Source organism: Burkholderia sp. A2, assembly GCF_001729305.1.
GTDB lineage: Bacteria > Pseudomonadota > Gammaproteobacteria > Burkholderiales > Burkholderiaceae > Burkholderia > Burkholderia sola.
Window position 1 is genome coordinate 266,449 of sequence record NZ_LZXX01000024.1, and the last position, 14,020, is coordinate 280,468.

The 14,020-nt window shown below is 66.3% G+C and carries 12 protein-coding genes; 1 reads left to right on the forward strand and 11 read right to left on the reverse strand.

Features of this window, described 5'->3' with window-relative positions; translation table 11 throughout:
- Positions 1-18: 18 nt before the first annotated feature.
- The 4 genes from A9Z05_RS03025 to secA all read right to left on the reverse strand — a co-directional run bounded on the left by A9Z05_RS03025 (position 19) and on the right by secA (position 5,530).
- Positions 19-462: an NUDIX domain-containing protein gene (locus tag A9Z05_RS03025; RefSeq protein ID WP_069616820.1), complete on the reverse strand. Its 444-nt coding sequence runs from the start codon at positions 460-462 to the stop codon at positions 19-21.
- The gene (locus tag A9Z05_RS03030; protein WP_027783462.1) at positions 459-1,328 is read right to left on the reverse strand and encodes an ATP-binding protein; all 870 of its coding nucleotides are present in this window, start codon (positions 1,326-1,328) and stop codon (positions 459-461) included. Before A9Z05_RS03030 ends, A9Z05_RS03025 begins: the two co-directional genes overlap by 4 nt.
- Positions 1,329-1,347: 19 nt before the next feature.
- Entirely contained in the window at positions 1,348-2,589 is a 1,242-nt protein-coding gene (gene argJ / locus A9Z05_RS03035; RefSeq protein WP_069616821.1) for a bifunctional glutamate N-acetyltransferase/amino-acid acetyltransferase ArgJ, read from the reverse strand.
- Positions 2,590-2,731: 142 nt separating this feature from the next.
- A complete protein-coding gene (secA, locus tag A9Z05_RS03040; RefSeq protein WP_069616822.1) occupies positions 2,732-5,530 on the reverse strand; it encodes a preprotein translocase subunit SecA in 2,799 nt (932 codons plus the stop codon).
- Positions 5,531-5,786: 256 nt separating this feature from the next.
- Here secA and A9Z05_RS03045 point away from each other — a divergent pair, with 256 nt between their 5' ends.
- Positions 5,787-6,263 carry a DUF721 domain-containing protein gene (locus A9Z05_RS03045; protein WP_069616823.1) on the forward strand — a complete coding sequence of 159 codons (477 nt, stop codon included), beginning with the start codon at positions 5,787-5,789 and terminating at the stop codon, positions 6,261-6,263.
- Positions 6,264-6,346: 83 nt separating this feature from the next.
- On the opposite strand, the gene lpxC is transcribed toward A9Z05_RS03045, so the two are convergent.
- The 7 genes from lpxC to murC all read right to left on the reverse strand — a co-directional run bounded on the left by lpxC (position 6,347) and on the right by murC (position 13,969).
- Positions 6,347-7,264: a UDP-3-O-acyl-N-acetylglucosamine deacetylase gene (lpxC, locus tag A9Z05_RS03050; RefSeq protein WP_069616824.1), complete on the reverse strand. Its 918-nt coding sequence runs from the start codon at positions 7,262-7,264 to the stop codon at positions 6,347-6,349.
- A gap of 240 nt (positions 7,265-7,504) precedes the next feature.
- Entirely contained in the window at positions 7,505-8,011 is a 507-nt protein-coding gene (locus tag A9Z05_RS03055; protein WP_059580848.1) for a peroxiredoxin, read from the reverse strand.
- Between the two features lie 189 nt (positions 8,012-8,200).
- On the reverse strand, positions 8,201-9,397 hold the full coding sequence (ftsZ, locus tag A9Z05_RS03060; RefSeq protein ID WP_021159911.1) for a cell division protein FtsZ: 1,197 nt from the start codon (positions 9,395-9,397) through the stop codon (positions 8,201-8,203).
- Positions 9,398-9,514: 117 nt separating this feature from the next.
- Positions 9,515-10,747 carry a cell division protein FtsA gene (gene ftsA, locus A9Z05_RS03065; protein WP_006487138.1) on the reverse strand — a complete coding sequence of 411 codons (1,233 nt, stop codon included), beginning with the start codon at positions 10,745-10,747 and terminating at the stop codon, positions 9,515-9,517.
- Between the two features lie 26 nt (positions 10,748-10,773).
- A complete protein-coding gene (locus tag A9Z05_RS03070) occupies positions 10,774-11,526 on the reverse strand; it encodes a cell division protein FtsQ/DivIB (protein WP_006477014.1) in 753 nt (250 codons plus the stop codon).
- 19 nt (positions 11,527-11,545) lie between these two features.
- The gene (locus tag A9Z05_RS03075; protein ID WP_050013901.1) at positions 11,546-12,487 is read right to left on the reverse strand and encodes a D-alanine--D-alanine ligase; all 942 of its coding nucleotides are present in this window, start codon (positions 12,485-12,487) and stop codon (positions 11,546-11,548) included.
- Between the two features lie 84 nt (positions 12,488-12,571).
- Entirely contained in the window at positions 12,572-13,969 is a 1,398-nt protein-coding gene (gene murC, locus A9Z05_RS03080) for a UDP-N-acetylmuramate--L-alanine ligase (RefSeq protein ID WP_069616825.1), read from the reverse strand.
- Positions 13,970-14,020: the final 51 nt, after the last annotated feature.

Below are 14,020 nucleotides of genomic sequence, written 5' to 3' on the forward strand. Positions count from 1 at the left end.
AGGCGGGCCGCTGCGGCGTCATTGCGACGTCGCTTCCTTCTCGAGCAGTTCGAGCACCGGCAGCGCCGCCGGCAGCAACGGCGCGACGTCGACTGGCAGTTGCTGCCACACGAACGCCTGCCCTTCCTTGCTGTGCGGCTCGCCCGTCCAGCCCGTCACCTTGCAGAAATAGAGCCGCACGTACGCGTGCGGATAATCGTGCTCGAGCGTGTGCCAGCGGTGGCTGGCCGTGACTTCGATGCCGAGTTCCTCGTGCAGTTCGCGCGCCAGCGCGTCCTCGACGCTTTCGCCGGCCTCCAGCTTGCCGCCTGGAAACTCCCAGTAACCCTCATACGGCTTGCCCTGCAGGCGTTGCGCGAGCAGGTACCTGCCGTCCGGCTGCACCATCACGCCGACCGCGACTTCGGTCACCTTGCGGCCGTCCGGCGCCCGCACGGCGCCCTGTGCCTGATCCGCGCTCATGCCTGCTCCTTGCGGCCCGACCAGTCCCGCGCGAACTGCCACGCGACGCGGCCCGAGCGCGAACCGCGCTCGAGCGCCCATACGAGCGCGTCGCCGCGCGCGGTCTCGATCTCCGCATCCGGGCAGCCGAAATGACGCAGCCAGTGCGCGACGATGTCGAGGTAGTCGTCCTGCTTGAACGGATAGAAGCTGACCCACAAGCCGAAGCGCTCCGACAGCGAGATCTTCTCCTCGACGACTTCGCCGGGGTGAATCTCGCCGTCCGGCAGATGCTTGTACGACTCGTTGTCGCTCATGTACTCGGGCAGCAGATGGCGGCGGTTCGACGTCGCGTAGATCAGCACGTTGTCCGACTGCGCGGCGATCGACCCGTCGAGCGCGACCTTCAGCGCCTTGTAGCCCGATTCGCCGTCCTCGAACGACAGATCGTCGCAAAACACGATGAACCGCTCCGGACGCTGCGAGATCAGGTCGACGATGTCGCCGAGATCGTGCAGGTCGTCCTTGTCGACTTCGATCAGGCGCAGCCCGTCGTTCGCGTACGCATTCAGGCACGCCTTGATCAGCGACGACTTGCCGGTACCGCGTGCGCCGGTCAGCAGCACGTTGTTGGCCGGCTTGCGCTGCACGAACTGCCGCGTGTTCTGGTCGATCAGCGCTTTCTGGCGATCGATGTTGTGCAGGTCGCCGAGCGTGATCGACGACACGGCCGGAACCGGCTGCAGATAACCGCGCCCCTGGCGCTTGCGCCAGCGGAACGCGTGGGCCGCGTTCCAGTCGATGGCCGCCGGTGCGGGCGGCAGCATCCCTTCGAGACGGCCGAGCAGCGCTTCCGCGCGCGTCAGAAACTGTTCAAGCTTGTCCATGTCGTTCGGGCGCTCCCGGTCAGGAGCGGTAATCCGCGTTGATGCTCACGTAATCGTGCGACAGGTCGCACGTCCAGACGGTGGCCTGCGCGTCGCCACGGCCGAGCAGCACGCGGATCGTGATCTCGCTCTGCTTCATCACGCGCTGGCCGTCCTCTTCCTGGTAGGCCGGGTTGCGACCGCCGGCCTTTGCGACGAGCACGTCGTCGAGATAGAGGTCGATCTTGCCGACGTCGAGATCCGCGACACCCGCATAACCGATCGCCGCGAGAATCCGGCCGAGGTTGGGGTCGGATGCGTAGAAGGCCGTCTTCACAAGCGGCGAATGGCCGATCGCGTACGCGATCTGGCGGCATTCGGCGACGCTCTTGCCGCCTTCGACCTGCACCGTCATGAATTTCGTCGCGCCTTCGCCATCGCGCACGATCAGTTGCGACAGCACCTGCGCGACTTCCGTCACCGCGTCGCGCAGCGCCGCATAGGCGGGCGAATCGGTCGATGTGATCGCGGGCAGCGTGCTCTTGCCCGACGCGATCAGGATGAACGAGTCGTTCGTCGACGTGTCGCCGTCGATCGTGATGCAGTTGAACGAGCGGTCGGCGACTTCCTTCACGAGCGTGTCGAGCACCGGCTGCGCGACGTTCGCATCGAACGCGAGGAAGCCGAGCATCGTCGCCATGTTCGGCTTGATCATGCCCGCGCCCTTGCTGATACCCGTCAGCGTGACCGTGTGACCGTCGATCGTCACCTGGCGCGACGTCGCCTTCGGCAGCGTATCGGTCGTCATGATCGCCTGCGCGGCGTCGAACCAGTTCGCGGCCTTGCGGTTCGCGAGCGCTGCCGGCAGGCCGGCCTTCAGGCGGTCGATCGGCAGCGGTTCGAGGATCACGCCGGTCGAGAACGGCAGCACCTGCGCCGGCTCGATGCCCGCGAGACGCGCGAGCTCCGTGCAGGTCTCGCGTGCGTTCACGAGGCCCGGCTCGCCGGTGCCCGCGTTCGCATTGCCCGTATTCACGACCAGCGCGCGGATGCCCGCGCCGCCCGCACGCACCTTCGCCAGATGCTCGCGGCAGACGGTGACCGGCGCTGCACAGAAACGGTTTTCGGTGAATACGCCCGCGACCGTCGCGCCTTCGTCGACGGAGACGACCAGCACGTCCTTGCGATTCGGCTTGCGGATGTTCGCTTCCGCCCAGCCGAGCGTGACGCCGGCGACAGGATGCAGTTGGGCGGGATCGATCGACGGAAAATTGACAGCCATGGGGCACACCTGCCGGATGGAAAATGCCGGCACGTGCCGGCATCGATTGGAAGAACCGGCGGCCCCACGCGGGCCGCCACAACTCACATCACTGACTCGAAGCTGCGAACGACGCGGCACGCGTGACGCGCGCCGCCGCCGATCATGACAGCTTCCCGTGACATTGCTTGTACTTCTTGCCGCTGCCGCACGGGCACGGATCGTTGCGGCCGACCTTCGGCATTTCGCCGCCGGGGCCGCTGTGCGTCATCGCGCTGCCAACCATGTCGGCCGTCGCCGTGGCCGCCGCGGCAGCCGTGACGTTCGCGACCGGCGCGCCGGCGTCCGCGTAGTCGGCATGCTGGTACTCGACGTTCTCGAGATGACCGCCGCGCTCCTCGATCTGCTCGGCAGCCTCTTCCAGCTGCTCCGGCGACTGGATCTGCACGTTCATCACGATGCGCGTGACTTCCTGCTTGATCGCGTCGAGCATCGCTGCGAACAGCTCGAACGCCTCGCGCTTGTACTCCTGCTTCGGGTTCTTCTGCGCATAGCCGCGCAGATGGATGCCCTGGCGCAGGTGGTCCAGCGCCGCGAGGTGCTCGCGCCACAGGCGGTCGACCGTCTGCAGCATCACCGAACGCTCGAACGCGCTGAACGATTCGCGGCCGACCAGCGCGACCTTCGCCTCGTACTGCTCGTCGGCGGCCGTCGTCACCGCGTCGAGGATCTCCTCGGCCGTGATCGACGACGACTCGTTCACCATTTCCTGGATCGCGAGGTCGAGCTGCCAGTCGTTGCGCAGCGCCTCCTCGAGTTCGGGCACGTCCCACTGCTCTTCGATGCTGCCTTCCGGCACGAACTGGCGGACGACTTCGGTAATCACGCCATGGCGCATCGCGGTGATCGTCTCGGTGATGTCGTGCGCCTCGAGCAGTTCGTTGCGCTGCTGGTAGATCACCTTGCGCTGGTCGTTCGACACGTCGTCGTATTCGAGCAGCTGCTTACGGATGTCGAAGTTGCGCGCTTCGACCTTGCGCTGCGCCGATTCGATCGACCGCGTGACGATGCCCGCCTCGATCGCCTCGCCTTCCGGCATCTTCAGGCGATCCATGATCGAGCGCACGCGGTCGCCCGCGAAGATGCGCAGCAGCGGATCGTCGAGCGACAGATAGAAGCGCGACGAGCCCGGATCGCCCTGGCGGCCCGCACGGCCGCGCAGCTGGTTGTCGATCCGGCGCGATTCGTGACGCTCGGTGCCGATGATGTGCAGGCCGCCGGCTGCCTTCACCTGCTCGTGCAGCGTTTCCCACTCGTCGTGCAGCTTCTGGATGCGGCGCGCCTTTTCGTCGGCCGGGATCGAATCGTCGGCCTCGATGAACGCGGCCTGCTTCTCGACGTTGCCGCCGAGCACGATGTCGGTACCGCGACCGGCCATGTTGGTCGCGATCGTCACGCGGTGCGGACGGCCGGCTTCCGCGACGATCGCCGCTTCACGCTCGTGCTGCTTCGCGTTCAGCACTTCGTGCGGCAGCCCGGCCTGCTTCAGCAGGTGCGACAGCAGTTCGGAGTTCTCGATCGACGTCGTGCCGACCAGCACCGGCTGGCCGCGCTCGTAGCAGTCGCGGATGTCGCGGATCACCGCGTCGTAGCGCTCCTTGGCCGTCTTGTAGATCTGGTCCTGCTTGTCGATCCGTTTCGGCGGACGGTTGGTCGGGATCACGACCGTCTCGAGACCGTAGATCTCGTTGAATTCGTACGCTTCGGTGTCCGCGGTACCGGTCATGCCGGCCAGCTTCGCGTACATCCGGAAGTAGTTCTGGAACGTGATCGACGCGAGCGTCTGGTTCTCGCTCTGGATCTTCACGTGCTCCTTCGCCTCGACCGCCTGGTGCAGGCCGTCGGACCAGCGGCGGCCGGCCATCAGGCGGCCCGTGAATTCGTCGACGATGACCACTTCGCCGTTCTGCACGACGTAGTGCTGATCCTTGTGGAACAGCGTGTGGGCACGCAGCGCCGCGTACACGTGGTGCATCAGCGTGATGTTCTGCGGTGCGTACAGGCTTTCGCCCTCGCCGATCAGGCCCCATTCGGCGAGCAGGCGCTCGGCCTTCTCGTGGCCCGATTCCGTCAGGAACACCTGGCGCGCCTTCTCGTCGAGCGTGTAGTCGCCCGGCTTCTCGACGCCCGTGCCGTCGGCCTTCTCTTCGCCGATCTGGCGCTCGAGCAGCGGCGGCAGCGCGTTCATCCGCACGTACAGCTCGGTGTGATCCTCGGCCTGGCCCGAAATGATCAGCGGCGTACGCGCTTCGTCGATCAGGATCGAGTCCACTTCGTCGACGACCGCGAAGTTCAGCGCCCGCTGCACGCGCGCGTCGGTCTCGTAGACCATGTTGTCGCGCAGGTAGTCGAAGCCGAATTCGTTGTTCGTACCGTACGTGATGTCCGCCGCGTACGCCTGCTGCTTCTGGTCGTGCTCCATCCCGGACAGGTTGATGCCGACCGACAGGCCCAGGAAGTTGTAGAGGCGCGCCATCCATTCGGCGTCGCGCTGCGCGAGGTAATCGTTGACGGTCACGACGTGCACGCCGCGGCCGGCCAGCGCGTTCAGGTACACGGGCAGCGTCGCGACGAGCGTCTTGCCCTCGCCGGTGCGCATTTCCGCGATCTTGCCGTAGTGGAGCACCATGCCGCCGATCATCTGCACGTCGAAGTGCCGCATCTTCAGCACGCGGCGGCTCGCCTCGCGACAGACCGCGAAGGCCTCGGGCAACAGCTTGTCGAGCGACTCGCCGGCCGCGACCCGCTGGCGGAATTCATCCGTCTTGCCGCGCAACTGGTCGTCCGTCAGCTTCTCGATCTGCGTTTCGAGCGCATTGATCGTCGCGACGGTCTTTTGGTATTGCTTGACGAGCCGCTGGTTGCGGCTGCCAAAAATTTTCTGGAGAAAACCGGTTGTCATCGGATCGGATCCTGCGTCGCAGCACCGGCGCCCGGCGCGTGTTGCGCGCCCCGGCGCCCGAGCCTCGGCGGCTTAGCGAATTAGTGGACTCAAACGACGAATTTTAGCACGCGGGGCCGCGTGCGCCTGCGTCCCGGCCGGACGGCCATTGCGCGCCGGGGCCGGGTAAGCAGGGGCGAAAGCCGCCCGTGCGCGGGCCGGCGCGGGTACAATCGGCTGCAACGTCCGCGCGCGTGCGCGCTCGAAGAAAGCCTCGATGAACCGATTTTCCAAGCGTTTCGGCCCGCTCGCCGCCTATCGCCCGCAACCCGTGTCCGAAGTGCTCGGCCGTACCGACGCATTCGCGGCACTGCGCGCCGGCGTCGAGCAGATCGCGTCGCTGCAGCGCGACCTCGGCGCGTGCCTGCCCGACTATCTGGCGAATCATGTCGAACCGGGCTTCATCAAGGACGGCACCCTGACCCTCTTTGCCGCGCACAATGCGCTGGCCGCCCGGCTGCGACAGGTCGAAGTGCGGTTGCTCGGCGATCTCCAGAAGCGCGGCTGGCCCGTGACGACGCTGCGCGTGCGCGTGCGGCCGAAGGACGCGCCGGAACCGCCGCACGTGAAGCAGGCGCGGATGACGTCGGTCGGCGCCGCCGCGCTGCGCGATCTCGCCGACCACCTCGAACCGTCGCCGCTGCAGGCCGCGCTCGCGCGGATGGCGGCGCGGCACGGCGCGAAGCCGCGTTGACCGCACGGGTCATCGGCGGCGGCGAGCCAACAAAAAAGCGACCCGAGGGTCGCTTTTCTATCGCTTGCGGTAACGAGCGCCGGTCACGCGAACGCCGTCTGCGCGTCGAACGCGAACCCCTTCGGCGCGGCCTGCGGATCCTCGAACGTCACGATCTCGTATGCGTCTTCGTGCGCGAGCAGCTCGCGCAGTAGCGCGTTGTTCAGCCCGTGACCCGACTTGTACGCGGTGTACGACGCCAGCAGCGGATGGCCGACCACGTACAGGTCGCCGATCGCGTCGAGCATCTTGTGCTTCACGAACTCGTCGTCGTAACGCAGCCCGTCGTTGTTCAGGATCCGGTACTCGTCGAGCACGATCGCGTTGTCCATGCTGCCGCCGCGGGCGAGACCCAGTTCGCGCATCATTTCGACTTCATGGGCAAAACCGAACGTGCGCGCGCGCGCGATCTCGCGCACGTACGACGTATTCGCGAAGTCGACCTCCAGTTCCTGGCCGGTCTTGTCGACGGCCGGGTGACGGAAGTCGATCGTGAACTTCAGCTTGAAGCCGAAATACGGATCGAGACGCGCGAACTTGTCGCCATCGCGGATTTCGACCGGCTTCTTCACCTGGATGAAGCGCTTCGGCGCGTTCTGCTCTTCGATGCCGGCGGATTGAATCAGGAACACGAAAGACGCGGCGCTGCCGTCCATGATCGGGATTTCCTCGGCCGTCACGTCGACATAGAGGTTGTCGATGCCGAGGCCGGCGCACGCCGACATCAGGTGCTCGACCGTCGACACGCGCGCACCATCCTTCTGCAGCACCGACGCGAGCCGCGTATCCCCGATCGACATCGCGGAAGCCGGAATATCGACGGGCGTGGGCAGGTCGACGCGCGAGAACACGATGCCCGTGCCCGGCGCAGCCGGACGGAGCGTCAGTTCGACCTTGCGGCCCGAGTGGAGACCGATACCGACGGTCTTCACGATGGATTTGATGGTGCGCTGCTTCAACATGGTCTTCTTCGTCTTGATTGAAGATATCAATCAGGAGTTATATTCGATAGGCGGGATTATAGCGTAATTCCCAATTCAACGCTGTTTGAAACTGCGTATCAATCTGTTTCGACAGTTTACCCGTGCCGATACGGGACGGGCCGATGCCCGGAACGGAGGCGTTTCCGGTCATCGGCCCGTGTTACAACTGCCCTGAGGCCGGTGGGCAGCGTTGCCGGAAGGCAACGGCGCACCGCACGATCAGGACGTCAACGTCGCGAGAACACTCGCCGCATCGCTCACTTCGAATTTGCCCGGCGCCTCGACGGCCAGCGTCTTGACCACACCGCCGTCAATCACCATCGCGTAGCGCAGGGAACGAATTCCCATGCCACGCGCGGACAAATCCTGCGTCAGCCCCAGCGCATGAGTGAAAGCCGCGCTGCCGTCCGCCATCATGCGCACCTTGCCCGCGGTGTGCAGATCACGTCCCCATGCGCCCATCACGAATGCGTCGTTGACGGACACGCACCAGATCTCGTCGATCCCCGCCGCGCGCAGTTGCTCGGCGTGTTCGACGTAGCCCGGCACATGCTGCGCCGAGCAGGTCGGCGTGAACGCGCCCGGCAATCCGAAGATCACCACGCGCTTTCCCGCAACCTGGTCGCGCACGCTGAAGGCATTCGGCCCCAGCGTGCACCCTTCGCGCGCGTCGTCGACGAACTCGAACAATTGCGCGTCGGGCAGCGCGTCGCCCACTTGAATCATGGCTGGTCCCTCATAGCGATACGGTTTTTCAGCGTGTCGCGGACAGCACGGCCCATCCCGCCCCGCTCACGCGAAGAGGGCACGTTTCCCGGCCCGGCGTCGCATCCGACGCGGCCTGTCGTGGTCCGTGGCATCCGTCACGCCGGCGTTACCGCGGCAACTTCGCCGCGGCTTCGCCTGTGTGCGTCGTCAGTCAGCCTGCTTGCGCAGGAAAGCCGGGATGTCGTACGTGTCGACCCCCTTCTCCTGCAGCGCCTGCACGTGCGATGCCGCGGTTTCGCGCGAGTTGCGCCACACCGCCGGCGTATCGAGCGCGCCGTAGTCGGCCGTGCTGACGTGATGCGCCGGCGCATAGCCGTGCGACACCGCGCTGACCGGCTGGTTGTCCGTACCGGTGCGCAGCAGCGTCATCGGTGCCGACTGCTGCTTCTTCGCCGCACGGCCCAGACCCGTCGCCACGACCGTCACGCGCAGTGCATCGCCCATCGCGTCGTCGTACACCGCACCGAAGATCACCGTCGCATCTTCCGCCGCGTAGCTCTTGATCGTGTTCATCACTTCGCGCGTTTCCGACAGGCGCAGCGAACGGCTCGACGTGATGTTGACCAGCACGCCGCGCGCGCCCGACAGATCGACGCCTTCGAGCAGCGGGCTCGCCACGGCCTGTTCCGCCGCGAGGCGTGCGCGATCGACGCCGGCAACCGTCGCCGTGCCCATCATCGCCTTGCCCTGCTCGCCCATCACCGTCTTCACGTCTTCGAAGTCGACGTTCACGAGGCCGTCGACGTTGATGATTTCCGCGATACCTGCCACCGCGTTGTTCAACACGTCGTCCGCGCACTGGAAGCACTTGTCCATCTCGGCGTCATCGCCCATCACGTCGAACAGCTTGTCGTTCAGGACGACGATCAGCGAGTCGACGTGATCCTCCAGTTGCTGCGAGCCTGCTTCGGCGACGCGCATGCGCTTGCCGCCCTCGAACTCGAACGGCTTGCTGACGACACCGACCGTCAGAATGCCCATCTCCTTCGCGATCTGCGCGACCACCGGCGCCGCGCCCGTGCCCGTGCCACCACCCATGCCGGCCGTGATGAACACCATGTGCGCGCCGCGCAGTGCGTCGGCGATGCGCTCGCGCGCTTCTTCCGCTGCCGCACGACCCATTTCCGGCTTCGCACCGGCGCCCAGACCCGTGTTGCCGAGCTGGATCACCGACGATGCGCGCGAACGCGACAGCGCCTGCGCATCCGTGTTCATCACGATGAAGTCGACGCCCTGCACGCCGCGGTTGATCATGTGCTGGACGGCATTGCCGCCAGCGCCGCCAACGCCGACCACCTTGATGATGGTGCCGTTGGTTTCGGTTTCCAGCATTTCGAATTCCATTGTTGCCTCCGTCAAGAGAATGACTGCTACTCGGCCGTTATTCGGCAGGAGATCGGGCAACCCCCTGTCGCGCGCCAGCCGCCGGCACCAGCGCGAATTTCGATTCGGTTCAATTCGTCAGAAGTTGCTCAGGAACCATTCCTTCATCCGCGAGAACACCTGCCCCGCGTTGCCGGACTGCACGGCGACCTTGCGGCCGCGCATGCGCTGCGCACTGCCTTCGACGAGCAGCCCCATCGCCGTCGAGTAGCGCGGATTGCGCACGACGTCGGACAGGCCGCCCGCATATTCCGGCGCGCCGATGCGCACCGGTTTCAGGAAAATGTCTTCGCCGAGCTCGACCATGCCCGGCATCATCGACGCGCCGCCGGTAATGACCACGCCGGAGCTCAGGAGTTCTTCGTAACCCGATTCGCGCACGACCTGCTGCACGAGCGAGAACAGTTCCTCGACGCGCGGCTCGATCACGGCCGCGAGCGCCTGGCGCGACAGCGTGCGCGGGCCGCGTTCGCCAAGGCCCGGCACTTCCACCATTTCGTCCGGATCGGCGAGCGCCTGCTTCGCGATCCCGTAGCCGACCTTGATGTCTTCCGCATCCGGCGTCGGCGTGCGCAGCGCCATCGCGATGTCGCTCGTGATCTGGTCGCCGGCGATCGGGATCACCGCCGTGTGGCGGATCGCGCCTTCGGCGAAGATCGCGATGTCCGTCGTGCCGCCGCCGATGTCGACCAGCACCACGCCGAGATCCTTCTCGTCCTCGGTCAGCACCGCCAGCGAAGACGCGAGCGGCTGCAGGATCAGGTCGTTCACTTCCAGCCCGCAGCGGCGCACGCACTTGACGATGTTCTGCGCCGCGCTCACCGCGCCCGTCACGATGTGCACCTTCACTTCCAGCCGGATGCCGCTCATCCCGATCGGCTCGCGCACGTCTTCCTGGCCGTCGATGATGAATTCCTGCGTGAGGATGTGCAGCACCTGCTGGTCGGTCGGGATGTTGATCGCCTTCGCGGTCTCGATCACGCGCGCGACGTCCGTCTGCGTGACTTCCTTGTCCTTGATCGCGACCATCCCGCTCGAGTTGAAGCTGCGGATGTGGCTGCCCGCGATCCCCGTAAATACGTTGGTGATCTTGCAGTCGGCCATCAGCTCGGCTTCCTCGAGCGCGCGCTGGATCGACTGCACGGTGGCCTCGATGTTGACCACCACACCTTTCTTCAGACCCTTCGACTCGCTCTGGCCGAGACCGATCACCTCGTAGTGACCCTCGCCCTTCAGCTCGGCGACGATGGCCACTACCTTCGACGTGCCGATGTCGAGGGAAACCAGCAGATCCTTGTAGTCTTTGCTCATAAAGTGCTCTTGCGTGTGATCTCTCGTTACTTCTTGCGCTTGTCGGTATCGGTCAGGAACCGCATGCCTGCCGCGCGAATCGCGAATCCGTTCGGATACCGCAGGTCCGCGTACTCGATGTCGTTGCCCCAACGCTCCGTGACGGCCGGCCACGCGGCGACCAGACGCTGGCTCCGGTCATGCAGCGTGTCGCTGTTGCGCTCCTTGCCCAGCTCGACCTGCATGCCGTTCGACAGCTTCACCGTCCACGCGTACCGCGCCGACAGCGTCACTTCTTCCGGCGCCGCCTTCAGCGGCGCAAACCATTTCCCGAAGTCGCGATACCGCGTGACGACTTCCTTCGCACTGCCTTCCGGGCCGTCGAATGCCGGCAGTTCCTGCTCTAGCTCGCCCTGGTTCGCGGTGAACAGCTCGCCGTCGACGCTCACCAGCTGATCGCTGCCCCAGGTCCCGAGCGGCTTGTACTCCTCGAGCGTGACAGCCAGCGCATTCGGCCACACCCGGCGCACGCTCGCGTGACGCACCCACGGCATCTGCTCGAACGCCGCGCGCGCCGTATCGAGATCGACCGTGAAGAAGTTGCCCTTCAGCCGGCCGACCACGCCCGCGCGCACCGTGGGCGAATTGATGTGCTCGGTGTCGCCGTCGATCCGGATCTCCCGCAGCGCGAACGTCGGGCGCTGGATCAGCCAGTAGCAGCCGGCCGCCGCCAACACGAGCAGCAGCAGCGCGTACAGCGCGCTGGCGGCAAGGTTGAGTTGGCGAACGTTGTTCCACATACGTCGTTCCGTTCCTGCGTCAGTCGTTGAGCGTGAGCGACAGCACCTTCACGACCAGCTCCGAGTAGCCGATGCCGACCGCGCGCGCGGCCTTCGGCGGCAGCGAGTGGTCGGTCATCCCGGGGGCCGTGTTCACTTCCAGGAAATACGCGTTGCCGGCCGCGTCGACCATGAAATCCGCGCGACCCCAGTCGGTGCAGCCGAGCACGTCGAACGCGCGGCGCGCGATGCGCTTCAGTTCCGCTTCCTGTTCCGCCGGCAGACCGCACGGGATCAGGTACTGCGTATCGTCGGCGACGTACTTCGCGTGATAGTCGTAGAACTCGCCGGCCGGCACGATCTTGATCAGCGGCAGGTCGAGATCGCCGGCGATGCACGCGGTGTATTCGCCGCCGCCTTCGATGCTCTTCTCGACGATCACGATCTTGTCGTGCGTCGCGGCTTCCGACAGTGCGGCGGGCAACGCGTCGGCCGTCTTCACCTTCAGCACCGCAACGCTCGAGCCTTCGCTCGCCGGCTTCACGAACAGCGGCAGGCCGAGCTTCGCGACGATCTCCGTCGCGCGCGCCGCGTAGTCGTCGCCGCGCATCACCGTCTCGAACGGCGGCGTCGGCACGCCCGTCTGCTGCCACACGAGCTTCGTGCGGAACTTGTCGAGGCCGAGCGCCGAGCCGAGCACGCCGCTGCCCGTGTAGCGAATGCCGTAGAAATCGAGCGCGCCCTGGATCTGGCCGTTCTCGCCGTAGCCGCCGTGCAGCGCATTGAATGCGCGCACGAAGCCTTCGTCCTTCAGCGCCGACAGCGGCCGCTCGGCCGGGTCGAACGGATGGGCGTCGACGCCTGCGTCGCGCAAGCCCTGCAGCACGAGGCGGCCCGAGGTGAGCGACACCTCGCGCTCGGCGGATTCGCCGCCGAACAACACCGCCACCTTGCCGAAACGTTTCGGATCGATTCCGCTCATGTCAGCCTCCGCAGGGCCGCCCCAAGGAGGCTGACCGCCCCCGCGGGGGGCAGCGAACGAAGTGAGCGTGGGGGTCGTTTCATGTCATGCCTTCTGTTGAATGTGTTGCACGAGCTTCGCCGGCACGCCGCCGATCGAACCCGCACCCATCGTGATCACCACGTCGCCGTTCTGCGCGACCTTCGCCAATGCGGCCGGCACGTCGTCGACCGTCGCGACGAACACCGGGTCGACCTTCCCCGCCGTGCGCAGCGCACGCGACAGCGCGTCGCCGCTGGCCGTCGGGATCGCGGCCTCGCCGGCCGCGTAGACTTCCGTCAGCACCAGCGCATCGACCGTCGACAGCACGTTGACGAAATCGTCGAAGCAGTCGCGCGTGCGCGTGTAGCGGTGCGGCTGGAACGCCAGCACGAGGCGGCGGCCCGGGAACGCGCCGCGCGCGGCCGCGATCGTCGCCGCCATCTCGACCGGGTGATGACCGTAGTCGTCGATCAGCGTGTACCGGCCGCCGTCCGCGGTCGGCACGTCGCCGTAACGCTGGAAGCGCCGGCCGACGCCGTTGAATTCCGCCAGCGCCAGCTGGATCGCATCGTCCGACACGCCGAGATCGGTCGCGATCGCGATCGCCGCGAGCGCGTTCTGCACGTTGTGCAGGCCCGGCATGTTCAGCACCACCGCGAGCGGCGCACGCCCTTCGCGGATCACCGTGAAATGCATCCGGCCATCGCGCGCGTCGATGTCTTCCGCGCGCACCTGCGCATCCGGCGACAGGCCGTAGCGCACGACCGGCTTCGAGATGAACGGGATGATCTGCCGCACGTTCGGATCGTCGACGCACACGACCGCGCTGCCGTAGAAAGGCAGGCGCTGCGTGAATTCGATGAACGCCTGCTTGAGCCGCGCGAAGTCGTGGCCGTAGGTGTCCATGTGGTCGGCGTCGATGTTCGTGATGACTTCGATCACCGGATACAGGTTCAGGAACGACGCATCCGACTCGTCGGCCTCGGCGACGATGAAGTCGCCCGTGCCGAGCCGTGCGTTCGCGCCGGCGCTGATCAGGCGGCCGCCGATCACGAAGGTCGGGTCCAGGCCGCCCGCCGCGAGCACGCTCGCGACTAGGCTCGTCGTCGTGGTCTTGCCGTGCGTGCCGGCGATCGCGATGCCCTGCTTCAGGCGCATCAGCTCCGCCAGCATCACCGCGCGCTGCACGATCGGCACGCGCTGCGCGCGCGCGGCGAGCACTTCCGGGTTGTCCGAGCGCACGGCCGTCGACACGACGACCGCGTTCGCGCCCTCGATGTTGGCCGCGTCGTGGCCGATCGCGATCCGCGCGCCCAGCGCCTGGAGGCGATCGGTCACCGCATTGCGCGACAGGTCGGAGCCGCTGACCTCGTAGCCGAGGTTGACGAGCACTTCGGCGATGCCGCTCATGCCCGCGCCGCCGATCCCGACGAAATGGATGTGTTTGACGATGTGTTTCATGTCAGCCTCCGCCGGGCCGCTCCGTGCTTCGACGGAAGCGCCCGCGGGAGA

Excerpts from the sequence above, each read along its gene's own strand:
- A9Z05_RS03025 (WP_069616820.1), bottom strand. The coding sequence starts at position 462 with ATGAGCGCGGATCAGGCACAGGGCGCCGTGCGGGCGCCGGACGGCCGC.
- secA (WP_069616822.1), bottom strand. The coding sequence starts at position 5,530 with ATGACAACCGGTTTTCTCCAGAAAATTTTTGGCAGCCGCAACCAGCGG.
- A9Z05_RS03055 (WP_059580848.1), bottom strand. The coding sequence starts at position 8,011 with ATGATTCAAGTGGGCGACGCGCTGCCCGACGCGCAATTGTTCGAGTTC.
- lpxC (WP_069616824.1), bottom strand. The coding sequence starts at position 7,264 with ATGTTGAAGCAGCGCACCATCAAATCCATCGTGAAGACCGTCGGTATC.
- argJ (WP_069616821.1), bottom strand. The coding sequence starts at position 2,589 with ATGGCTGTCAATTTTCCGTCGATCGATCCCGCCCAACTGCATCCTGTC.
- A9Z05_RS03045 (WP_069616823.1), top strand. The coding sequence starts at position 5,787 with ATGAACCGATTTTCCAAGCGTTTCGGCCCGCTCGCCGCCTATCGCCCG.
- ftsZ (WP_021159911.1), bottom strand. The coding sequence starts at position 9,397 with ATGGAATTCGAAATGCTGGAAACCGAAACCAACGGCACCATCATCAAG.
- A9Z05_RS03075 (WP_050013901.1), bottom strand. The coding sequence starts at position 12,487 with ATGAGCGGAATCGATCCGAAACGTTTCGGCAAGGTGGCGGTGTTGTTC.
- murC (WP_069616825.1), bottom strand. The coding sequence starts at position 13,969 with ATGAAACACATCGTCAAACACATCCATTTCGTCGGGATCGGCGGCGCG.
- ftsA (WP_006487138.1), bottom strand. The coding sequence starts at position 10,747 with ATGAGCAAAGACTACAAGGATCTGCTGGTTTCCCTCGACATCGGCACG.
- A9Z05_RS03070 (WP_006477014.1), bottom strand. The coding sequence starts at position 11,526 with ATGTGGAACAACGTTCGCCAACTCAACCTTGCCGCCAGCGCGCTGTAC.
- A9Z05_RS03030 (WP_027783462.1), bottom strand. The coding sequence starts at position 1,328 with ATGGACAAGCTTGAACAGTTTCTGACGCGCGCGGAAGCGCTGCTCGGC.